The sequence below is a fragment of the Testudinibacter aquarius genome (assembly GCF_004342725.1).
GTDB lineage: Bacteria > Pseudomonadota > Gammaproteobacteria > Enterobacterales > Pasteurellaceae > Chelonobacter > Chelonobacter aquarius.
The window spans coordinates 249,637-270,709 of sequence record NZ_SMCP01000004.1 but is presented as its reverse complement, the minus strand read 5'-3'; the positions used below and the strand labels follow the sequence as shown (position 1 = coordinate 270,709).

The 21,073-nt window shown below is 43.4% G+C and carries 19 protein-coding genes; 8 read left to right on the top strand and 11 right to left on the bottom strand.

Annotated elements, in window-relative coordinates; all coding sequences use genetic code 11:
• Positions 1 to 9 precede the first annotated feature (9 nt).
• Both lpxB and rnhB read left to right on the top strand, forming a co-directional pair.
• Positions 10 to 1,185, top strand: a complete 1,176-nt coding sequence (gene lpxB, locus EDC16_RS05920; protein ID WP_132966384.1) for a lipid-A-disaccharide synthase — start codon at positions 10 to 12, stop codon at positions 1,183 to 1,185.
• A complete protein-coding gene (gene rnhB, locus EDC16_RS05915) occupies positions 1,182 to 1,781 on the top strand; it encodes a ribonuclease HII (protein ID WP_132966382.1) in 600 nt (199 codons plus the stop codon). The genes lpxB and rnhB overlap by 4 nt, the downstream gene beginning before the upstream one ends.
• Here the strand turns inward: rnhB and EDC16_RS05910 are convergent.
• From EDC16_RS05910 to EDC16_RS05865, 10 genes are all read right to left on the bottom strand, one after another.
• Positions 1,776 to 2,534: a heme ABC transporter ATP-binding protein gene (locus EDC16_RS05910; protein ID WP_132966380.1), complete on the bottom strand. Its 759-nt coding sequence runs from the start codon at positions 2,532 to 2,534 to the stop codon at positions 1,776 to 1,778. The two genes, rnhB and EDC16_RS05910, sit on opposite strands and share 6 nt — an antisense overlap.
• The gene (locus EDC16_RS05905) at positions 2,534 to 3,547 is read right to left on the bottom strand and encodes a FecCD family ABC transporter permease (RefSeq protein WP_132966378.1); all 1,014 of its coding nucleotides are present in this window, start codon (positions 3,545 to 3,547) and stop codon (positions 2,534 to 2,536) included. The genes EDC16_RS05910 and EDC16_RS05905 overlap by 1 nt, the downstream gene beginning before the upstream one ends.
• Positions 3,544 to 4,404: a heme/hemin ABC transporter substrate-binding protein gene (locus EDC16_RS05900; protein WP_132966376.1), complete on the bottom strand. Its 861-nt coding sequence runs from the start codon at positions 4,402 to 4,404 to the stop codon at positions 3,544 to 3,546. Before EDC16_RS05900 ends, EDC16_RS05905 begins: the two co-directional genes overlap by 4 nt.
• An 8-nt stretch (positions 4,405 to 4,412) precedes the next feature.
• A complete protein-coding gene (locus EDC16_RS05895; RefSeq protein WP_132966374.1) occupies positions 4,413 to 5,240 on the bottom strand; it encodes a TonB family protein in 828 nt (275 codons plus the stop codon).
• A complete protein-coding gene (exbD, locus tag EDC16_RS05890) occupies positions 5,240 to 5,668 on the bottom strand; it encodes a TonB system transport protein ExbD (RefSeq protein WP_132966372.1) in 429 nt (142 codons plus the stop codon). Before exbD ends, EDC16_RS05895 begins: the two co-directional genes overlap by 1 nt.
• A 7-nt stretch (positions 5,669 to 5,675) precedes the next feature.
• Entirely contained in the window at positions 5,676 to 6,545 is an 870-nt protein-coding gene (gene exbB, locus EDC16_RS05885) for a tonB-system energizer ExbB (RefSeq protein WP_132966370.1), read from the bottom strand.
• Positions 6,546 to 6,627: 82 nt separating this feature from the next.
• The gene (locus EDC16_RS12740) at positions 6,628 to 7,815 is read right to left on the bottom strand and encodes a hypothetical protein (RefSeq protein ID WP_176551963.1); all 1,188 of its coding nucleotides are present in this window, start codon (positions 7,813 to 7,815) and stop codon (positions 6,628 to 6,630) included.
• A 33-nt stretch (positions 7,816 to 7,848) separates the two neighbouring features.
• A complete protein-coding gene (locus EDC16_RS05875; RefSeq protein ID WP_132966368.1) occupies positions 7,849 to 10,134 on the bottom strand; it encodes a TonB-dependent receptor domain-containing protein in 2,286 nt (761 codons plus the stop codon).
• Positions 10,131 to 12,269: a prolyl oligopeptidase family serine peptidase gene (locus EDC16_RS05870; RefSeq protein WP_132966366.1), complete on the bottom strand. Its 2,139-nt coding sequence runs from the start codon at positions 12,267 to 12,269 to the stop codon at positions 10,131 to 10,133. Before EDC16_RS05870 ends, EDC16_RS05875 begins: the two co-directional genes overlap by 4 nt.
• A 2-nt stretch (positions 12,270 to 12,271) precedes the next feature.
• Positions 12,272 to 13,123 (bottom strand): ChaN family lipoprotein, encoded by an 852-nt coding sequence (locus EDC16_RS05865; protein WP_132966364.1) that lies wholly within the window; start codon positions 13,121 to 13,123, stop codon positions 12,272 to 12,274.
• A 106-nt stretch (positions 13,124 to 13,229) separates the two neighbouring features.
• Between EDC16_RS05865 and hutW the strand changes: the two genes are divergently transcribed.
• The 3 genes from hutW (at position 13,230) to hutZ (ending at position 15,794) form a co-directional block, all read left to right on the top strand.
• Positions 13,230 to 14,534, top strand: a complete 1,305-nt coding sequence (gene hutW / locus EDC16_RS05860; protein WP_157330435.1) for a heme anaerobic degradation radical SAM methyltransferase ChuW/HutW — start codon at positions 13,230 to 13,232, stop codon at positions 14,532 to 14,534.
• A 222-nt stretch (positions 14,535 to 14,756) separates the two neighbouring features.
• Complete coding sequence (gene hutX, locus EDC16_RS05855) at positions 14,757 to 15,263, top strand: heme utilization cystosolic carrier protein HutX (protein WP_132966360.1); 507 nt, start codon at positions 14,757 to 14,759, stop codon at positions 15,261 to 15,263.
• 15 nt (positions 15,264 to 15,278) lie between these two features.
• Positions 15,279 to 15,794, top strand: a complete 516-nt coding sequence (gene hutZ / locus EDC16_RS05850) for a heme utilization protein HutZ (RefSeq protein WP_165894195.1) — start codon at positions 15,279 to 15,281, stop codon at positions 15,792 to 15,794.
• A 69-nt stretch (positions 15,795 to 15,863) separates the two neighbouring features.
• Here hutZ and EDC16_RS05845 read toward each other — a convergent pair whose 3' ends face one another.
• Positions 15,864 to 17,078: a pyridoxal phosphate-dependent aminotransferase gene (locus EDC16_RS05845; protein WP_132966356.1), complete on the bottom strand. Its 1,215-nt coding sequence runs from the start codon at positions 17,076 to 17,078 to the stop codon at positions 15,864 to 15,866.
• Positions 17,079 to 17,288: 210 nt separating this feature from the next.
• Here EDC16_RS05845 and EDC16_RS05840 point away from each other — a divergent pair, with 210 nt between their 5' ends.
• Genes EDC16_RS05840 through menH form a run of 3 tightly spaced genes read left to right on the top strand, consistent with a single transcriptional unit; the run spans position 17,289 to position 21,055 of the window.
• Positions 17,289 to 18,575: an isochorismate synthase gene (locus EDC16_RS05840; RefSeq protein ID WP_132966354.1), complete on the top strand. Its 1,287-nt coding sequence runs from the start codon at positions 17,289 to 17,291 to the stop codon at positions 18,573 to 18,575.
• Between the two features lie 31 nt (positions 18,576 to 18,606).
• Complete coding sequence (gene menD / locus EDC16_RS05835) at positions 18,607 to 20,313, top strand: 2-succinyl-5-enolpyruvyl-6-hydroxy-3-cyclohexene-1-carboxylic-acid synthase (RefSeq protein WP_132966352.1); 1,707 nt, start codon at positions 18,607 to 18,609, stop codon at positions 20,311 to 20,313.
• Positions 20,303 to 21,055, top strand: coding sequence for a 2-succinyl-6-hydroxy-2,4-cyclohexadiene-1-carboxylate synthase (gene menH / locus EDC16_RS05830; RefSeq protein ID WP_132966350.1), 753 nt, complete (start codon positions 20,303 to 20,305; stop codon positions 21,053 to 21,055). Before menD ends, menH begins: the two co-directional genes overlap by 11 nt.
• The last annotated feature ends 18 nt before the right edge of the window (positions 21,056 to 21,073 follow it).

Sequence of the window (21,073 nt, the reverse complement as noted above, 5' to 3'; positions counted from 1 at the left end):
GAAAATAGCATGCAGTCAGAACAAAACGCGCCGTTGATCGCCTTGGTTGCCGGTGAGATCTCCGGCGATATTCTTGGTGCGGGCTTAATCAAAGCACTGCGTCAAATTTATCCAAATGCCCGTTTCATCGGCATTGCCGGACCGCAAATGTTGAGCGAAGGGGCAGAAAGCTATTTTGATATGGAAGCGTTATCGGTAATGGGATTGGTGGAAGTGCTGAAACACCTGCCACGCCTGCTGAAAATTCGAAAAACGCTGATTCAAAACCTGCTGGTGGCAAAACCAGATATTTTTATCGGCATTGATGCACCGGATTTTAATCTTGGCGTAGAAAGCATATTGAAACAACACGGGATCAAAACCATTCATTACGTTAGCCCTTCGGTATGGGCATGGCGGCAGAAACGGATTTTCAAAATTGCTAAAGCGACCAATTTAGTGTTGGCATTTTTGCCGTTTGAAAAAGCATTTTATGACCGTTTCAATGTGCCGTGTCGTTTTGTTGGGCACACTATGGCGGATGCGATTCCGCTCGATATCGATCGTCAGCAGGTGTGCGCACAGCTACAGCTTGATCCAAATCAGCGTTATTTGGCGATTTTGCCTGGCAGTCGTGGTTCAGAGCTGGAATTTCTCAGTGAACCATTTTTACAAACCGCACTTTTGCTGAAACAGCGTTTTCCTGATTTGCAATTTTTAGTGCCGTTGATTAACGCCAAACGGCGTCAGCAGTTTGAACAGGCAAAACAGCGGGTTGCACCGGAATTAGAGATGTACTTGCTTGACGGACAAGCTCGGCTGGCAATGCAAGTGGCGGAGGCAACCTTGCTGGCTTCCGGTACGGCGGCGCTGGAGTGTATGTTGTGTAAATCGCCGATGGTGGTCGGCTATCGCATGAAGCCGCTAACTTACTGGCTGGCACAACGCTTGGTGAAAACCAAATATGTCTCATTGCCGAATCTGTTGGCTGATGAAATGCTGGTGCCTGAGTTGATCCAAGATGAATGCAATTCCGAGCGTTTAGCGCAAGAGCTATCGCTCTATTTTGATGATAGCGAAGCGGCAAAAAACCGCACTTTGGGTTTAAAACAGCGCTTTGCCGAACTGCACCAAATGATCCGCTGTAATGCCGATCAACAAGCGGCACAGGCCGTGGCAGATCTGTTACAAGAGCGACAAAAATGACAGCGTTTGAATATCCACACAATGTGGGGCTTATTGCCGGAGTTGATGAAGTCGGGCGCGGGCCGCTAATCGGGGCGGTGGTGACCGCAGCAGTGATTCTTGACCCGAATAAACCGATTATCGGTTTAGCCGATTCTAAAAAACTCTCTGAAAAAAAACGCTTGCTACTGGCTGAAGCGATCAAAATAAATGCCTTAGCATGGGCGCTCGGCAGAGCTGAACCAGAAGAAATTGATCAACTGAATATTTTGCAAGCCAGCCTGCTTGCGATGCAAAGAGCGGTAGAAGCCCTGCCAATTCAACCGCACTTTGTATTAGTTGATGGTAATAAATTGCCAAAATTGCGGATGCCGGCACAAGCGGTGGTCAAAGGTGATAGTTTGGTGGCGGAAATCAGTGCCGCTTCAATTTTAGCAAAAGTGGCACGTGATCAAGAAATGGCGGAGTTGGATCGGCAATATCCACACTACGGCTTAGCGCAGCACAAAGGCTACCCGACCGCACTTCACCTAGAAAAATTACAGCAATACGGTGTTTTACCACAACACCGCCGCAGCTTTGCTCCGGTCAGGAAATGCTTGCCACAAAGCCTATAAGATTCGAATCTGGTTTTTATACTGGTAAACTTCTGTTTGATAATGATAAAGCTCATCAATACTTTGTGCCGTCAGCATATCTGCTGTAGTGCCGTACCCAAATAGATTGCCTTGCTGCAACAGCAGCAAGCGATCACAATAGCGTGCTGCCAAATTTAGATCATGCAGCACAATTAAAACCAAATGCTGTGCCTCTGCCAATTTTACTGCTTGTTGTAGTAAGTCATGCTGATGTTTGAGATCTAACGCACTGCTAGGTTCGTCCAGCAATACGATTTTTGGTGTAGGCGATGATAAAATTTGTAGCCAGCTGCGGGCGGCATGTACACGTTGTTTTTCGCCACCGGACAGTTTGAGATAGTTCTGTTGTTGTAGATCGGATAGTTCGAAATCTGCACTGACTTGCGCCAATAGTCTTTGCTGCTGGCTACGACTCAGGTGTTGTTGGTGGTGTATTAAGCCTAGTTCAATCACCTCTTGTACCATAAACGCAAAGTTTAGGCTGCTGTGTTGTGGCAGAAAGACCATATTTTCTGCCAGTTCTCTGGCGGAAAAGGAAGCAAGCGGTTTTTGCTGCCACAATATTTTTCCCGTATAGGGAAGATCTTGGCCAATAGCTTTTAGTAAGCTGGATTTTCCAGCTCCATTTGCCCCAAGTATGCCAATACAGTGACCGCACTTTAATTTCAGGTTGATATCATTCAGGAGGATTTTTTGTCCACTAACAAGCTGCAATCTGCTAATTTCCAACATTACAATCGTCCTTTATTTTTCACCAGTAGAGTAATAAAAAATGGTGCACCTAAAAGTGCGGTCAGAATTCCGATTGGAATTTCTGCTGGCGCAGCCAATTTACGAGCTAGAATATCAGCACTTAGCAGTAAAATTGCACCGATCAAAGCACAAGCCGGAATTAAAGTTTTGTGGTTAGGGCCTAGCAAAGTGCGAGCAATATGCGGCACAATTAGACCAATAAAGCCGATCATCCCTGAAACCGAGACCACAATCCCGATACCAAGTGCGGTTAAGATAATACAGGACCGTTTTATTTTTTCGACAGAGACCCCTAAATGCCGTGCTTCTAAATCACCGAGTAACAGTGCATTTAATGCAGAGGCTTGCCGCATAAATTGGGTCAATAACAAAAATGCGGTCACGGCACACAATATGACCGTATTGCAATTGCCATGCGCGAGTGAGCCTAGCTGCCAAGTTGTCAATTCCCGCAGCGCTTGGTCATCTGCAATAAATTGTAGTAAGCCCAAAAAGGCAAATGCTAGCGCTCCGATGGCAATACCGCTTAGTAAAATCAATGTCATTCGTGTGCCGTAGTGAGTTTTACCGATGTGGTAAACAAATAGTGTTGCCAGCAGACCACCGATAAATGAAAATAGTGAAAGCAGACTAAGTTTATTCCATAATAGTATCCCTTGCGGCAAGAGTACAATAGCGACAGCAGCGCCCAACGCTGCTCCGGCGCTAACCCCGATAATACCTGGATCAGCAAGAGGATTACGGAACAAGCCTTGTAACACTGCACCGCAACAGCCTAAAATTGCACCGATAAAGACGCCAAGCAAGGTGCGAGGCAACCGTAGCTGCTGCATGATAAAAACAGTGCTGCTGTCCCCTTTACCGTAAAGTGCGGTCAAAGTTTGCCACAGGTCGGTATTTACCGCACCGCTAACTAGAGAGAGCAGAATTGTGGCGCTAAGCAGCAGCAAGCCGATAGCGAGCACCAGAAAGTAGGCGTGATGTTTCATCATTGTAGACAATTTTGGTTATCGGCAATGGCTTGCATAATGCGTTCGCTTTCGCGCAGCGAGCTCAAATTAAAACCACCTAGCAGTGCTTGCCCATCGACGCTAAAAATACATCCCTGCTTAGTGGCATTAAGTTGTTGTAAAAAAGGATATTGTTTCTGTAATGTGTTTAGGTCTTGCGACAGGTTTCGCTCGGAAAGTAGTAAAATATCCGGTTGTAATGCCAAAACAGCCTCAATCGAGTAGGCGTAATACCCCTGTTTTTCAGCTGAGAGATTATGCAATTGCATTAAATCCAGCATGCCGTGAATCGTGGTGCTGTGCCCTCCAGTGGACAGTTGTCCTTTATTGGACAGTAGCAAAAAGAGGGCACGATTTTTACCGCGTGGCAAGGACTGAATCCGCCGGATTTGTTGCATTACCTGTGTCGATAATTTTTCTGCCGATTTGTTTTTCGCTAACAGCTGACCTAGGAGCTGGATATGTTGTTGTAAATCCTGATGGTTTTTTTGTGGGTTCTCTAATACTTCAATTCGGATTTTTGCTTGTCGTAATTGTGTCAACACGGATTCCGGCCCCATTTCTTCGCTGCCGATCAATAGATTTGGCTGCAGTGCCAAAATGCCTTCACTTGCTAAATTGCGTTGATAGCCTAACAGCGGAATCTGATACTTGTCGGCAAAACGGCGGCTGGTGGAATCGACTGCAATAAGTTGATCGCCGACATCCAGCGCCTCCAGTAATTCGGTTACGCCAGCACCGACTGATATAATCCTTTGCGGTGTTGTTGGTTGTGCAAGAGTAACCTCAGAAAGAAAAAAGAGTGATAGTATCAAGCTTAAAATAAAGTGTTTTTTCATATGTTTTCCTATCTGTGAGTTTTTTTTTCTATTTCAAAATCAATGGGTAAGCTAAATCTTAAAGTGGTTTTTTGCCGAATGATCTCTTCGGGCGGCTTAGGGAGTGGTGAAGCACGATAAAGGGTATTAATCGCTTCTTGATCCAATGCTTGATGTTGGCTGCTTTTTTTAAGCGTGACTTTTAATACAGTTCCTAATTTGTCGATTTCTACAGAGACAATCGGTTTTCCTTCGATTTTTTGTTTTAAGGCATTTTCTGGGTAACGTTTATAACGGCCTAAGTGCCCTCTTAGCAAGGCTTGCCAACTGGTTATAACGGTTTTACTATTGCCTTCACTGTTATATTCTGCCGCAATTTGCTGATCATTGCCGTTGGAGGGTGCGGTAACAGTTTGCCCGGTTGCAGTGGATTCGATATCACTGGGGTTTTTAGCTTTTTTATTGTTATCTGGCTGCTTTTTAACTTGTGGTTGTTGCTTTGAAAGTGGCTTTTTTTCCGCTTTAGCCTTGACGATAATCTCGGCATTTTCAACTATTGGGCTCTCTTCTAATTGCGGGGTTTCGAGTATTTCCGGTTGGTTGTCCGCATCCAAAATTTGGCTATCTTGGGTGATGACTTGTGGTGGACCAAGCGGGAGCTCCTCAATGCTGATAATCGATTGTGGCGGATCAGAGAAATTGACCACCACCGCGGTGCTAGCTTGCGGTATGACGGTGACGGTTTTTTTAATAATAAAAGTAATAATAAAAAAGTGGATAGCGCAGACTAATATCGTATTAAACAGCCAAATACGATATTTTTTGAGGCGATATAGTGATGGAATATCAACAATCATCAATTTTCCGCCTGTTCCTTGTTCTCTAAGCCGACCAAGCCGATTTTCAAATAACCGGCAGTACGTAGTTGGTTCATTACGTTCATCAAGATTTCATAGGGAATGGTTTTATCTACTTGAAAGAAAATCACCATGTCGCGATTATTGACGGTGAGTTGATCAAGTGCGGTTGCCAGATTGTGTAAAGGTAGAGGTTCGTTGCCTAAAAACAACTCTTGTTGTTGGTTAAGCGATAAAATAATAGGCTTTTCCAATTGCGGTTCAACATTGGCTTTGGCTATTGGCAGATCAATCGGCACGGTAACTGTGGCGAGCGGGACGGTCACCATAAAAATAATCAATAACACTAACATTACATCGATAAACGGGGTGACATTAATTTCGGAAAGTTCTTGCTCATTTGTGGAATCGGAAAGATGAAATGACATAGAAACCTCATACTGATGTTGCTGGATTTAAGCGATGTAGGGATATGTCACGCTTGATCATAAGGCGTAAAATAGCCGCTAAATTTTCAATCTGTAATCGGTATGTTGTTAAGCGCCTGGTGAAGATATTATAAATAATAACGGCAGGAATTGCCGCTACCAAACCAAGTGCGGTAGCAAACAGCGCTTCAGCGATTCCCGGTGCTACCACCGATAAGCTGGTAGTTTGTGAATGCACGATACCGATAAAACTATTCATTATTCCCCAGACAGTGCCGAATAAACCGATAAAGGGGGCAACTGCGCCAATAGTTGCCAGAGGACCGATGCCGTAGCGCATATTTTGCGTGTAGCTTTGAATTCGGCGATCTAAGCGATAGTCTAGGCGTTGCTTAAAATCATCGTCGCAAAGATAGTTGGAGCGTTGTAATTCATCGTTGATTTCGGATAAAAGATTGTGGCTGACATCAAATTTAATCTTCGAAGGTAACTGCTGCCGTGCTTGTTCAAAATGTTCTTGGGTCAATAAAAATGCTTGTTGTTTTCTCAGTGTTGCAGCGGAGTAATACAACTGAAACAGTTTACTGAAAAAAATTACCCAAGTTAAAACTGAGCAAAAAATCAGTATCCAGATGGTAGCTTGGACAACAGGGTGGGCGGAAAGGTACATCCCAAGTGGCGACATATCTTGTAGGATTTCTGTCTTGATAAGCTCTGGTACAGCAGCTGCCGCAGTAGCGTCGGCTATTGCTCCAGAGGCATGCGTTTCAGTATGTTGCACGACACTGTCGGCAGTTGTGCCGACAGTGTTATCAGCAAAGACTGAAAAACTGATGATAAGCAGGAAAAACAGTGAATAACAGCGAGTTAATAACATATGAAAATATCCGTTATAGTTAGCTAAAGCGAGGTGTGACCGCACTTTTAGTAAAAATTACACTAAATAAATAGCGATGAAATTATTCTTGTTTAGTTGCGCCGAACATAATGCGCTCTTCTCCACCACCAATTTGACCGACAATTTCATTTGCTTCCGGCCCGGCAAATGTCCCGGCATAGTCATTGACACGTACTTGCTGTCCATTATGCAGTAATCTGACTTCACCGTTTTTAAACCCCATGGTCTTGTTGTTGTTTGCAACAATGTTAGCTTCAGAAAGAATTAACTTAACGTTGGGCTGATCAAAGGCAATACCTTCCGCAGTCGGATTATTGTCGTCATCAGTAAACCGCCAGTTATGTCTAACAAAGCTATCTTGCCGAGCGGACATTTCACCTGAGATTGTTTTCGAGGCAATATTCACCTGAAATGAGACATCTCCCATGTAGCCTTCAGTTGGTGTACCGCCTTTTGGCCCTCCTTTATAGCCTAGGCTATGACCGCGATAAGTGATAATACCGTTAGCTGTACTGGCTTGAGCCAACTGATCAAATTGTGTTTCTGTGGTCGGTTGTAGTATATAAGTTCCGAGATTCTCGTGATTTTTAAAGGGGTGAGCCGGATCACCGCCGGCAGCGGGCGCAGTCAATTCCGGCGAAAACGTACCATAGCTGGAGTAAGTTTGGTTAATAAAGCGGAATTTTCCCAATTCTTCTCCGTTTTCGGAGGTGATAACCAGCTCTTGGACTTTATTTGGATCGACATCATAGTTGTTCATCACGGTTTTATCTTTAAACTCATTGCGGAGATCCAGGATATTTCCCTTGCTGTCGCGGAAGTCCATTGGGCCAGACATATAGAAGCCACGATTTTTATCAGTTTCTAATACGGCTTCATATCGTTCTCCTCCTTGACTTGAAACGACGACATTAAGAGTTCGATCTTCTAAGGTTCCATCTTTAAATCGAGGCTCTTCTGATTTAGGCTCTTCTGATTTAGGCTCTTCTGATTTAGGTTCTTCTGGTTTAGGTTCCTCAGATTTAGGCTCTTCTGGTTTAGGCTCTTCTGGTTTAGGCTCTTCTGGTTTAGGCTCTTCTGATTTAGGCTCTTCTGGTTTCGGTTCTTCTGATTTAGGTTCCTCAGATTTTGGTGCTTCTGTGGTAGTATTTGGTTTTTCCTCAGTAAAAGAAGATGAATTTGATGAGCAGGCTGCGGTAAACAAGCTCAGTAAACATACCATGGCAGTAGTTTTGTAGGTTATTTTCATAAGTTTTCCTTGAATTAGTTAATATTGTGGATATTAAAAACGAATTTCAGCGCCTAATAAAAATGTTCGTCCACGTGCTGAATTAGTAAACGAGTAAACGTAGTTGTCATCTTTGTCGGTCCCCACTTGTGAGCCGGTTGAGTTGAGTGAATTTAATGCATCGACATAATTTTTATTTGATAGATTTTGCACCGAGGCTTTGAGTAGGACGTGCTTGTTGAGTCGATATGTGGCGTAAAGATCGATAATAATCGGAATTTTCGGCAGCGCTTGCGAATCATTGCCGTATTTATCTACTTCAAGCCCGTTTGGCACTTCGCGGCGTGACTTTCCGGTGTATTTAAAAATAGAGCCGATGGTTAAATCACGCTCAAAAAACCGCCCACCTAATGTCAGTGTACCGTAGTCTTCCGGTAAATAAGTGAGCGATGTTGTGCCGAATCCTGTGCCGATTGAAGAACTTACATCTAAAGGTAAGGTAGTCTTTTGTCGGCTATAGGATAAATTGGCAAATAGTGTATCTGAATCATATTCTAAAGCGATTTCTATGCCTCTGTGCTTAATGGGGTTTAGTGCGTTAATATACATTTGTGCATGAAAATCCCCATATAAATCAGGATGATTTAGGTCGGTGATTCGAGTACCGCTACGAGTAATATAGAAACTTTGGCTGTGAATATAGTTTTTTATATGATTAACATAGGCTGTCAATTTGAAACCTAAGAAATCATTATCAGTGAATATGTTTTCCTTTTCGGAATTAAAACCAATTTGATAAGTCTTAGCTTTTTCCGGCTTTAAGTAGGGATTCATTGAGCCACTGCCTTCATTATTAAAGAAAACTTCTTGGGTATTGGGAATTCGAGTGGATTGAGAATAGCTGATAAACGGTTTAAACCACGGGTTTAAATCCCAAGATAGCATCACTGACGGCTGCAATGATTTGTTGTTCAATTTCATGCTGGCGGCATTTTTTGGAAAACAACCCAAATCGGCAAAAGAATTATCGCTGTTGCCCAAAGCGTGGCAAGAACCTTTATGACCTCGGACCGTACCATCAACATAGGTCAAGCCGGTATTTAATGTGAAATTCTGATAGGTTAACTCATTGATTAAATATAGGCTGTAGATGGTTTGTCTACCAACAGGAGAAAAGGGCGTATAATCATAGTTGTCTTTATTGACACCTAAGGCTTTTTTGGCATAGGTATTAGTCATAACACTACTGCCCAATGTCAGCCTGGAGGTAAAATCTTGCCAGTGTAATGTGGAAATATTGTTGATATCCAGATAGTAAGAACGGTTGTCTGTTTTCGCTTTATCCAGCTGCCAAATGTTGGCGTCACTATCATAAAGTTGGCGATTATCGGTATAAGCGCCCAACAAGGTAAAATCGATTAAAGGGCTGGCCGGGTCAAACTTATAACGTAGATAATAATTACTGTTTTTTGTTTGGCGACCGCCGACACTGTTTTGGTAGCCGCGGGCAGCCAGTTCAATTTTATGTAGCGCGGAAGGAGATAGATCAAATTTCGCCAACCAAGAGCGTGGCGACTGATCAAGACGGCGAACATAGTCATTTTGAATCGAATGTGTACCGTCACCACGTTTATAATTGGCTTTTTCTTTGCCGCCGCTATAGGCTAACATTGCACCTATTGAACCGCTGTCGAAAGCAGATTGCTTGGCAGCTACCGCCAACATAGCATTTTTTCCTAATCCGTTGGTGCCGTAATTATATTTTGACAGTAAACCAATATTACTGTCGGCAAAAACTACATCATCGACTCCGATGGTACGTAGGTTGGAGTGTCCATTTAAAGCATTAACCCCTTGAGCACCTTGTGAGAATCCTCGAGTGACACTGATACCTGTCAGAAAATTCGGATCAATCATAACGCCGAATTGGCTGCTAGGTCCATATCCTCCGTTTTCGCTATGATATTTACTACTGGAATTAGATGAAGTACCGTAAAAAGTTTGAGGAACATCGTCAACCATCGTGTTGACTCTGCCAAAACCGGTCATTCCCCGAATATTGACACTAACTGTACCTTGCGTCGGGTTGATGTTGGTAAAGGTTCCCGGCAGTGCTCGCACTACACTGTCTAATGATTGCATTTTTCTATTTTCACCCACTGCGCTGACTGCGCCGGGAATACTAAACGTTTTTTGTGATGTAGTACGCGGCAAACCTAATACTTTTAAGTCATCAAGTTGTAATTCATCTTGCGAACCTTGATCGGTATAGCCACCAGTAGCGGGAAGAAGACCGCAGCAAACTAAAGCAATAAAACGGCTGATAATCGAATAATTCATTGTTTTTCCTTGTTATAAATAAGTGTATCTCTTGGTATTAGATGACTTTGGCTAGCAATGCGATCGGCTTTGAGTAAAAATGTGTAGGCGGTAATATTTCTGATCTGGCGACTTGCACCGCCATAACGGCCGCTATGGCCTGAATTGGATTCGATATTGAGTAAAATTGCGCTATCAGCCAGATTATACTGTCGGATTTTAGCGGCATATTTTAAGCTTTCCCAAAATGGAACCCGTTGATCTTGTTGGGCTGTCATAATCAAGATTGAAGGATACTGTTGAGGCTGAATATTTTCATAAGGTGAGTAGCTTTTAATATATTGATACTCTTCAGGTTGTGAAATATCGCCCCATTCTGCAACTTCAGAATCTGTTTTGGTCATCGGATTACCGAGGGCGGCTAGCATATCCAAAAACGGCACTTGTAGCACCACAGCACGAAAAAGCTGTGGTGCTTGATTGACGGCAGCAGCGACCAACAATCCTCCGGCACTTTCTCCAAGGGCGTAAGTGCGGTCAGGAGCTGCATAGCCTTTTAATTGTAAGATTTGAGCAACATCAATAAAATCATGAATACTGTTTAATTTGAATTGCCTGCTCCCTTGGGTGTGCCAAGCAAGCCCCAACTCACCACCGCCTCTGACATGGGCTATTGCATAAACAAAACCTCTATCGAGTAAGCTGCGATAAGCTGTGCCGTATACCGGTTGCATACTGAATCCGTAAGCACCATAGCCGGTTAATAACAGGGGATTTTTACCTTTCTTGAAGTGTGATTTTTTATAAATCAGCGTAACTGGTACAGATATTCCGTCACGTACGGGAATCAATAAATATTCAGTTTGGTAGTGTTGAGCTTCGGTATTATGGACGCCTGATTCAGGCATATCCAACCATTGTCGTTGGTGCAGATCAAACTTCACAATACTTTGCGGTACGTTCAAAGCACTATAGCGTAGTGTTAAATGCGCTGAATCATACCCATCCCCATGTAGTATGCTCACTAAATAATTGGGATCCGGGAATAGGATTTTTTCTACCTTACTATGGTGTGGTATTGACCAATAATATAACTCAGGAACACCGTGATTACGCACTTTGATAATCACCCAATGTTTTAACAAGGTAAAACTTTCGAGGGTACTGCCCTTATGCGGGGTATAAACAGTTTGCCACTTTGCTTGTTTGTCTTTGGCATAGAATAATTCAAATTCGGTATTATTATGGTTACTTTTAATGTAGAAGCCGTCATTATGATGATCTAAATAGTATTCATATCCTATTTTTTCAGGCACAAACAGTGTTATTTCAGGATTGGACTGCATTAGATCTAGAGTGTATATCTCTGAGCTATCTTGTTTATTAAGATCTAAGATTAAATACTGACCAGAAGAAGAGAGTGATATCGACAAATGACTATTCGTTGAATTCTGCTGATAAATCAGATGGTCTTCACTTTGCGGTAAGCCGATAATATGCCGGTATAAACCGATAATATTGCCGGTTTCAGGGGCTTGTTGTAAATAATAGAAAGTGCGATTATTTTTTCCCCAAACAATTTCCCCGTTAGTATTGCTTACTTCTAGTGTTGTTTCGGGAGTCGTTGATTTATCTAAATGGATAAGTGAAATCTGATAATTTTCACTACCGATAATATCTTCTGCAATTAAAGCCAGTTGATTATCAGGCGAAATAACCGGAATATTAAGTTGATAATATGCATGGTTTTTAGCTTGTTGTGCACCATCAACAATTAAGTGCCAATGACTATGTTGAATGGATTTTCGTTCAAAGACAGGATGGTAACCTTGGTTATATCGGCGATAATTATAGCCGTTATCTGACCAATATAATTCGATTGGACGTTGTTGAGAACGAGTGGTTATTTCATTCGACAGTTGTTGTCTGAGAGCTTGCTCCGAGGCAAGGAAATGTTGTGTGTGGCGGTTTTCCTTCTGAATAATTTGCTCAATTTCATCCTGATAGCGATTATCCGCCAGCCAAGCATAGTGATCGATGTGCTGAACATGATCAGGATTTGCTGCTTGTACTTTTGTCGGAATGAGTGGTGGGGCAATTGTGGCTGACGCAATATAACTGACCAGAATGCCTAAAATAACCCGAATAATATTCATCTTTACAGTACCCAAATATAATCGGCATCATTCATCTCAATATCGGACAGATTTTCAACCATTGCGATGACTTTATAATTACTTTCTAAATATTCTGCTAAATGTAGCGGAATACCGATGGACTTTCTTATATGATGTAGCCCACCGATAAAAAAAATTGGTTTATTATTTTTAAGTAAGGTTTCAGCCATTCGGCGATCTTTGAATTGCTGGATCTCCACTAATCGATCAATTAACGGATCGCTATAATCTATTGCGTGAGACTCAACAATTAAGGTCCTAATCGCTTGTTTTACTTCTGTTGCTGTAGATTTTTCCCCGAGTAGCGGATAAGCGCCCTGCAATAAGATATTGATTTCTTCATGACTTAAATTTGCACCGTAAATATTGATATTGGATCTGGACAAGTAGGTGATCAAAGTGCGGTATTGCGTCCAATCCCATTTTGAATCCCAACCCAGTTGAGTGGCAATTTCATGATCCGATATCGTAGGTTGGCGGCGAATGACGGCTTGAGCCCGGTTTAGATTGATTTGTGCGATAGAAGGAAACATTTCTAGAGCAATACCGGTGATCAAAGATCTTTCTTCCAGCATTGTTATTAGCCGTAATTGGGCTTGGTGGTGTTTCTTTTCAGTATGTTTTTCACCGATCAAAATTATTTTACTTTCAGCTAGTTGACCAACCAGATCGTCAATTTGGATATAGCGTTGCTGACTGACATCAAAAATAGTTTTTTGTATGTTCTGTTGCGATTTAATTTGTTGTTTGCTTGCTAAAGTGGTGCAGCCTATACATAGAAAGAATAATAATCCTAATAAGGAGCGCTTGATAAAAGTAGTTTTTTTATACATACCGATAAATTATTTTAATTTATATTGATAATGAGATTGATTTTTATTATCATGCCTAGCCTTATCTATGTCAAGTGGGTTTTTTTCTTTCTTTGGGAAAATAAATATGGAATATGATATTAGTCGCTTTTTTGCTCAACCTGAGGGGATGCCATTTTCTTCAAGAAAGGCAACAATGCCTTGGGCAGGAAGTGTGCCGATTGATCGTTCAATAATTCAGCAGCAGTGGAGTGAATTACAGCAAATTGATAATGGATACCAAAAAACATTGTTATATCTACATATTCCTTTCTGTGAAACACACTGTAAATTTTGTGGATTTTATCAGAATCGATTTGAAATAAATGCAGCGCAAAATTACACCGAATTTCTATTAAAAGAGATTCAACAACATAGTCAGAATAAAGTATATCAGCAGAATCCTATACAGGCGGTTTATTTTGGCGGTGGCACGCCAACCGCACTTTCGACTCATAATTTATTGATTATTTTACAGGCGTTAAAAAGTTATTTGCCATTGGCAAGCGATTGTGAAATTACGATCGAAACTCGGGTTTCAGAAGAAAATAAAGAGAAATTGGCCGCTTGTTTTGCAGCCGGAGCGAATCGGATCTCTATTGGTGTGCAAACCTTTGACACTGATATCCGACGTAAGCTTGGGCGGCAATCAACTCAGGAGCAAGTCCTTGAGTTTATTGATTATCTGATAAAGCTTAATCAAGGAGCAATTGTCTGCGATCTGCTATTCGGCTTGCCAGGGCAAACCTCTGAGGTATTAACAAAAGATTTAGAATGGATAGAATCTTTGCAAATGGACGGCGTTGATCTTTATGCTTTAAATGTTTTACCAAATACAATATTAGGCAAGTCTGTGGCGGCACAGCGTATTTCAATTGCGACTTTTGAAGAGCAGCAGCAGTTATATTTACAAGGATTAAAACAATTAACTGAATATAATTGGCAGCAAATCAGTAATAGTCATTGGGCAAGGAATACGAGAGAGCGTAATTTATATAATTTGTTAATTAAAGAACATTCGAATTGTTTAGCATTTGGTTGTGCTGCCGGTGGAAATATCGGGCGTTGGAGTTTTATGCAACAACGAGAATTGCCTAATTATTATCAGCAAGTTAGCCAAAATCAAAAACCGATTGCAATATTAATGCAAAGACCGTCTTGGGCTGATAAAAGTGCGGTTGTGCAGGGCGGCATAGAAAAAGGATTTCTAGCGTGCGGACGTTATTTTAATGCCGAAGAATTATCGATATTAACGCCATTATTTGAGCAATGGCAACAAAGCGGGTTGTGTTTATATCAAAATACATCATTGAGATTAACATCGAAAGGGCGTTTTTGGGCTAGTCAATTATTAAATGCATTGCAACAATTTATTTTTTTAAAAGCAGATTAAAGATAAAAATGGAAATTTATTTTTATTTTTAAATCGTGTTGAGCTTATTTTTAACGTTATTGTGAAATTTACCAGCAAGAAGGATAGTATTATGTTTAAACCCTCTTATAGCGCACCGGGTCGAGATTTTACACTTGGCGTGCGCTATGAATTTTAGTCAGGTTTACTGAATGAGTAAATGTTAAGTGCGGTTTAAAGAAATAATATATGAAGGAATAAAGCATGGAAAAATTAAAAAAACAGGTTGCTGATTTATTGATGGAAAATCCCGAACTGTTGACATCGGAGCTAGCTGCTGCGTTAAAACAGCCAGAAGGCTTGGTTATTTTAGCGTTGCCATCACCTTTTATCCGGGTTTTTGATAGTGCAGAGGCGGAAGCATTGTTGGGAAAGCTGAGTGAGTGGGGGAAACTGATAACGATTATTGAAAAAGAAGGTTCCATTTTTGAAGTTTCCGGTCCATTTCCCGGTGGAAAAAACGGATATGGCTATTTTAATTTAAATATGAAAGGCGACAGTAACAGTGCCTGGCATGGGCATTTGAAATTAGAGGCAATCAAGAAAATTGTATTACTGAATAAGCCTTTTCGTCGCAAAGAGAGCTACGCTTTTGCCTTTATTGCCGCAAGCGGTAATGTTATTTTTAAAGTTTATCTAGGGCGAGATCGACAGAGAACGCTGTATCCGCAGCAAATTGAGCAGTTTAAACACTTATTTATACAACAATAACAGGATATAATAACTATGGCAGATCGACGAGAGCGGTTACAAAATCGTTTAGGTCCTGAAATTCAGGCAATGAAACAGCAATGCAGAACACTATTATTGGCAACCGTAGATGCTGAAGGTAATCCGAATATCAGTTATGCGCCTTTTGTGTTAAATGACAGGGGATATTATGTTTTTATTTCTGATGTTGCGCGTCACGCACGAAACTTAAAACAAGTGCCGAAAGTATCGTTAATGCTGATTGAAGATGAGGAACAGAGTCGTCAGATTTTTGCACGTCGCCGTCTTTCGTTTGATGCGACAGCAGAAATTGTGCCATACGACTCGACGGAATGGCAACGAGGCACACTGGCACTGGTGGCAAGGCACGGTGAGGTGGTGCAGCATTTGTCTTCGTTGCAGGATTTCACCCTATTTAATTTAATTCCTGAACAAGGATTGTTTGTTAAAGGATTCGGGCAGGCATTTAAAGTCAGCTCGGATGATTTAGTCGGAGCCATCCATTTACAGCAGGGACATTTATCGCGATAAAAGCGTGAGTATATTAAGCGTTAATGTAAAACTGCGCAATTGAGCGCAGTTTTTACTGATTTTGTTTGCTTACTGCCGATAAGTGCTTAAGAAGCGTGCGATTTTGTTAATCGCATCTTCCAGTTGGGTGACATAAGGCAGGGTGACAATGCGGAAATGGTCCGGTTGGTGCCAGTTAAAGCCGCGGCCGTGTACGATCAACACTTTCTCTTGGCGTAGTAGGTCGAGCACCATTTTTTCATCGTCATATAGGTTGAATTTTTTCATATCCAGTTTTGGGAACAGATATAACGCCCCCATCGGCTTGACACAGCTCACACCCGGAATTTGATTCAGCAGGTCATAGGCGAGATTACGTTGTTCTAACAAACGTCCGTTCGGCAAAATCAATTCATTGATACTTTGATAGCCGCCAAGTGCGGTTTGAATCGCATGTTGCATCGGCACATTGGCGCACAGGCGCATCGACGCCATCATATCCAAGCCTTCGATATAGCCTTTTGCCTTATCTTTCGGGCCGTTCAAAATCATCCACCCTTGGCGGAAGCCGCAGCTGCGATATGCTTTGGACAAGCTGTTAATGGTAATGGTCAATAAATCTGGCGCAAGGGCGGCAATGTGATGGTGTACTGCACCGTCGTAGAGAATTTTGTCGTATACTTCATCGGCGAAAATCAATAAATTGTGCTGGCGTGCGACTTCGGCAATTTCTAGTAGCACTGCTTTGCTGTAGACGGCACCGGTCGGATTATTTGGATTGATTAAGATAATGGCTTTAGTGCGTGCAGTGACTTTGCTTTTAATATCGGCGAGATCTGGAAACCAGTCCGCCTGTTCATCACAGACATAATGCACCGCTTTGCCGCCGGAAAGGGTTACCGCTGCCGTCCAAAGCGGATAATCCGGCATCGGCACCAAGACTTCATCGCCATCATTTAATAACGCTTGCATCGACATGGTGATCAACTCTGAACCACCATTGCCGATATAGACATCGTTCACTGTGGAATCTACCACCCCTTTGGATTGGTAATACTGCACCACTGCTTTGCGCGCAGAGTACAATCCTTTTGATTCGCAATAACCTTGGGCGGTTGGCAAGTTGCGGATGATATCGACTAGCACTTCATCCGGCGCATCGAAGCCGAACGGGGCCGTGTTGCCGATATTCAGTTTTAAAATTTTATGTCCTTCTTCCTCTAGGCGCACCGCTTCTTTGTGCACTTTGCCGCGAATATCGTAGCAAACATGTTCTAATTTATTGGATTTAGGGAAAATATTCATGGTTAACCCTTGATTAATGCGTTAAAAACAGTCGATGAAAATGAATTTATTTACTCTACGCTTATTTGCGAAAAATGGAAAGATTTAGTAAATATTTATTTTAAAGTGCGGTAAAATTAGGGCTTTATATGCCGAATAGGCAAGGATCGAGACACTGAATGATAGGTCTTCGATTACGACGATTGATAACTTAAGACAAGATTGGACGTTATGGACTGTTGGCAACAGATAAAACAACAATTACGACAACGGTTGAATGCGCATGACTTCAGCGCGCAAAACTCAGCAATCAGCCAGTATCAGCTGGAATTTACGCCGGATTCAGCGAGCGACGATGTGTTGGCTTGGCTAAAAGGACAGTGCTGTTACCCGCAATTTTTTTGGCAAGCCAGAGAAAGCGCAACGCAATGTGTCGCATTGGGACAGGTAAACTATTTTACCGAGTTGGCAGCAGCGCAAGCGTTTTTGACGGCCTACCCAATGCAGCAGCTGCAATTGGTCGGCGGCTTGACTTTTGAGGGGGAGGCGCATTTTTATCTGCCGCGATTGTGGCTGGAGCAACGGGCGCAAACATGGCGCATCACCCTGACCTTGTCCGCCGATGATCAGCAAAGTGCGGTCGAGGCTTTCTTGCAAGGATTGTCTCCGCCGCTGCCATTGAAACAGGTTCAGACAACATTACGCCTTGAAACGCAAAACTACAGTGAAAACGAGTGGCAGGCGCTAGTCGGCGAAGCCTTGGCGCAGATTGAGCAAGGGCATTTTACCAAAGTGGTGTTGGCACAGAAAAAAACATATCGCAGCGATACCGCAGTAAATCCCTATGATTTAGTGGCGCAGGCGCGTGTTCAGCACGCCGATTGTTACTATTTTTTGTGGGCGCAAACGCCGGAGCAGGTTTTTTTAGGGGCGAGTCCGGAACGCTTGTATCAGCGTGATCGGCAACGGTTGATCACTGAGGCGTTGGCGGGAACAGCGGTCAGTAGTGATGATCCGCAGCAAACCGAGCAACAGCAACAGTGGCTGTTGCAAGACCGCAAAAATATTCATGAAAATCGCTTGGTGGTGGAGGATATTTGTGCAAAATTGGCGAATTTCAGTCAGCATCTGGATATTGAAAGTTTGACCAGTCGTAAACTAAGTTATGTGCAGCATCTGGTACGCAAAATTGCCGCTAAACTTTACCCGGATGCCGATGACAGCACCTGTTTGAGTGCGATTCATCCCAGTGCGGCAGTGGGTGGACTGCCGGACCGAGCCGCCTTGAATTTTATTGCCACGCGGCAAAATTTTCGGCGCGAGTGGTATGCCGGCACTTTGGGTGTGATGTCGTTGGCAAACAGCGAATTTTGTGTTGCGATCCGCTCAACCTTGTTAAATCAAGATAAAATAATGATTTTCACCGGCGCAGGTATTGTTGCCGGTTCCGTTCCCTTGTTAGAATGGCAGGAGATCGAACGAAAAGCAGCGGGAATCCTGTTGTTATTTCCGGCATAAAATTTCCCGTGGATAAAGATGGAGTAGAGGAATGTCAGTTGCGGTATTGAATCGCTGTTGGGCGAGAGTGGTTTTAGAAAGTATAGTGCGCAATGGGGTGCAGCACATTTGTATTGCACCCGGTTCGCGTTCCACGCCGTTGACCTTGGAAGCCGTGCGACTGGAAGACGGGCATCGTGTAACCTGTCATACCCATTTTGATGAACGCGGTTTGGGCTTTTTGGCGCTGGGCTTAGCAAAAGCCAGCAATACGCCGGTAGCAATTATCGTCACCTCCGGCACGGCCGCCGCCAATTTATACCCGGCAATTATCGAAGCCACACAGAGCGGACATAATTTGATCGTGCTGACCGCCGACCGTCCGCCGGAACTGATTGGTTGCGGCGCTAATCAAGCGATTCAACAGCAAGGAATCTTCGCCGATTATCCGATCGCCGCGATCAATTTCCCGCGTCCGAGCGAAGATTATTCGACAGCGTGGTTATTGAGCCGTATCGATCAAGCCTGTCAGCAGCAACGCCTTACTCACGGCGTATTACATTTCAATCTGCCGTTTGCCGAACCGCTTTATCTTGCCGATGAAAATGAAATTCAGCATTTCCCGGCATTAGTCGATTTTAACCGTTGGGCGGGCAAAAAACAGCCGTGGATTGCGTATGCCGAGCAGCAAAGTGAGGTGCTGATTCACGAAAATTGGGACTATTGGCGTACCAAGCAAGGTGTGATCGTGGTCGGCAAATTGCCGCTGGAACAAAGCATGGGCATTTCCGCTTGGGCGGCGACCATGGGGTGGGTGGTGATCAGCGATATTCAGTCGGGGCTTGAGTCGTCATTGCCGTATGCCGATATTTGGCTGGCGAATGAGATTGTTCAACAAAAATTATTGCAAGCAGAAATCGTATTGCAATTCGGCAGTCAGATTATCAGCAAACGGGTCAATCGCTTCCTGGCACAATTCAAAGGTGAATTTTGGTTGATTGAGGCATCACAGAAAGATCTCGATCCGCATCACCATCAACACACTCGCTTTAATGTGAAAGCGCATCACTGGCTGCGTGCCCACCCGCCGCTGCGTCAGCGTCCGTGGTTGCTGGAGCCGCTGGCACTATCGCAATTTTGCGCCAGCTTTATCGAACAACAAATAGGCGGCAATTTAAACGAAGCGTCGTTGGCGCATCATGTCAGTCGTGTGTTGCCGAGCAACGGATCGTTGTTTTTGGGCAACAGCTTGTTTGTCCGTTTGGTGGATGCACTCTGTAAGCTGCCGGAAGGCTATCCGGTTTACACCAACCGAGGTGCCAGCGGCATTGACGGCTTGTTGGCAACCGCAGCAGGGGTGGCAATCGGCACTAACCAACCGCTGGTAGCGATGATCGGTGATATTTCAACGCTCTATGATCTCAACTCGCTGGCGCTGTTTAAGCAAGTCAAACAACCAACGATCCTATTTGTGATCAATAACAACGGTGGTGCCATTTTTGATATGTTGCCGGTCGATGAAAGCGTGAAAGAGCAGTTTTATCGTTTAGGACACGGGCTGGATTTCTCACAGGCGGCGGCAATGTTCAATATTAACTACAGCCGTCCTTATACCTGGGCGGATCTGAATTCGGTATTGAAACAGGCTTATGGACGTAAAGAGACGAGCATCATCGAGATTAAAGTCAATCCGAACGATGGCAGCAAAATTTATAAATCGTTGATTGAACAAATTGCCGGAGCGCAGATTGGCAGCTAACGGCGAGCAGCCAAAGCCGTGTTTGGTCTTTCTACATGGGTTGTTGGGCACACAGGCCGATTGGCAGCCGGTAATCGCTCATTTACCGCACTTTCATTGTGTTAGCTTGGATCTGCCGCTACACGGCAGGCAAAAAGCGACAAGGGTTGCTGATTTTGCCCAAACTGGGGGGTATTTGGCAGAAAAAATCCAAAGTGCGGTGGGTGGCAAGCCCTATTGGTTAATCGGTTATTCGCTCGGTGGGCGAATTGCGCTGTATTATGCGTTGCAGTCCCAGATTGAACGTGGCTATTTGCAAGGGTTGATTGTTGAGGGGGCCAATTTAGGCTTGCATACAGAAGCTGAAAAACAAATGCGGTGGCTGAACGATCAGACGTGGGCGCACCGCTTTGCGACCGAATCACCAAGTGTGGTATTGAATGACTGGTATCAACAACCGGTATTTGCTAATTTAAACATGGCACAACGGCAAGCATTAGTTGAAAAACGCACCCCCAATTGCGGCGTAAATATTGCACAAATGTTGCTGGCAACTTCGTTGGCAAAACAGCCCAATTTAGCCGCTAAAGTGCGGTCAACAGATTTGCCGATTCGTTTTTTTTGTGGCGAATACGATCAAAAATTTCGTGCACAGGCACAACAAAATCAGTTAAATTTAACCCTGATTCAACAGGCAGGACACAACGCCCATCTTGAAAATCCCGATGATTTTGCGGCAAAGCTGACCGCACTTTTAGTTTAAATATAAGAAGGAAACAGT

Excerpts from the sequence above, each read along its gene's own strand:
- hutX (WP_132966360.1), top strand. The coding sequence starts at position 14,757 with ATGGAAAAATTAAAAAAACAGGTTGCTGATTTATTGATGGAAAATCCC.
- EDC16_RS05875 (WP_132966368.1), bottom strand. The coding sequence starts at position 10,134 with ATGAATTATTCGATTATCAGCCGTTTTATTGCTTTAGTTTGCTGCGGT.
- EDC16_RS12740 (WP_176551963.1), bottom strand. The coding sequence starts at position 7,815 with ATGAAAATAACCTACAAAACTACTGCCATGGTATGTTTACTGAGCTTG.
- menD (WP_132966352.1), top strand. The coding sequence starts at position 18,607 with ATGTCAGTTGCGGTATTGAATCGCTGTTGGGCGAGAGTGGTTTTAGAA.
- EDC16_RS05870 (WP_132966366.1), bottom strand. The coding sequence starts at position 12,269 with ATGAATATTATTCGGGTTATTTTAGGCATTCTGGTCAGTTATATTGCG.
- lpxB (WP_132966384.1), top strand. The coding sequence starts at position 10 with ATGCAGTCAGAACAAAACGCGCCGTTGATCGCCTTGGTTGCCGGTGAG.
- exbD (WP_132966372.1), bottom strand. The coding sequence starts at position 5,668 with ATGTCATTTCATCTTTCCGATTCCACAAATGAGCAAGAACTTTCCGAA.
- hutW (WP_157330435.1), top strand. The coding sequence starts at position 13,230 with ATGGAATATGATATTAGTCGCTTTTTTGCTCAACCTGAGGGGATGCCA.
- EDC16_RS05895 (WP_132966374.1), bottom strand. The coding sequence starts at position 5,240 with ATGATTGTTGATATTCCATCACTATATCGCCTCAAAAAATATCGTATT.
- rnhB (WP_132966382.1), top strand. The coding sequence starts at position 1,182 with ATGACAGCGTTTGAATATCCACACAATGTGGGGCTTATTGCCGGAGTT.
- EDC16_RS05905 (WP_132966378.1), bottom strand. The coding sequence starts at position 3,547 with ATGATGAAACATCACGCCTACTTTCTGGTGCTCGCTATCGGCTTGCTG.
- exbB (WP_132966370.1), bottom strand. The coding sequence starts at position 6,545 with ATGTTATTAACTCGCTGTTATTCACTGTTTTTCCTGCTTATCATCAGT.
- hutZ (WP_165894195.1), top strand. The coding sequence starts at position 15,279 with ATGGCAGATCGACGAGAGCGGTTACAAAATCGTTTAGGTCCTGAAATT.
- EDC16_RS05865 (WP_132966364.1), bottom strand. The coding sequence starts at position 13,123 with ATGTATAAAAAAACTACTTTTATCAAGCGCTCCTTATTAGGATTATTA.
- EDC16_RS05845 (WP_132966356.1), bottom strand. The coding sequence starts at position 17,078 with ATGAATATTTTCCCTAAATCCAATAAATTAGAACATGTTTGCTACGAT.
- EDC16_RS05910 (WP_132966380.1), bottom strand. The coding sequence starts at position 2,534 with ATGTTGGAAATTAGCAGATTGCAGCTTGTTAGTGGACAAAAAATCCTC.
- EDC16_RS05840 (WP_132966354.1), top strand. The coding sequence starts at position 17,289 with ATGGACTGTTGGCAACAGATAAAACAACAATTACGACAACGGTTGAAT.
- EDC16_RS05900 (WP_132966376.1), bottom strand. The coding sequence starts at position 4,404 with ATGAAAAAACACTTTATTTTAAGCTTGATACTATCACTCTTTTTTCTT.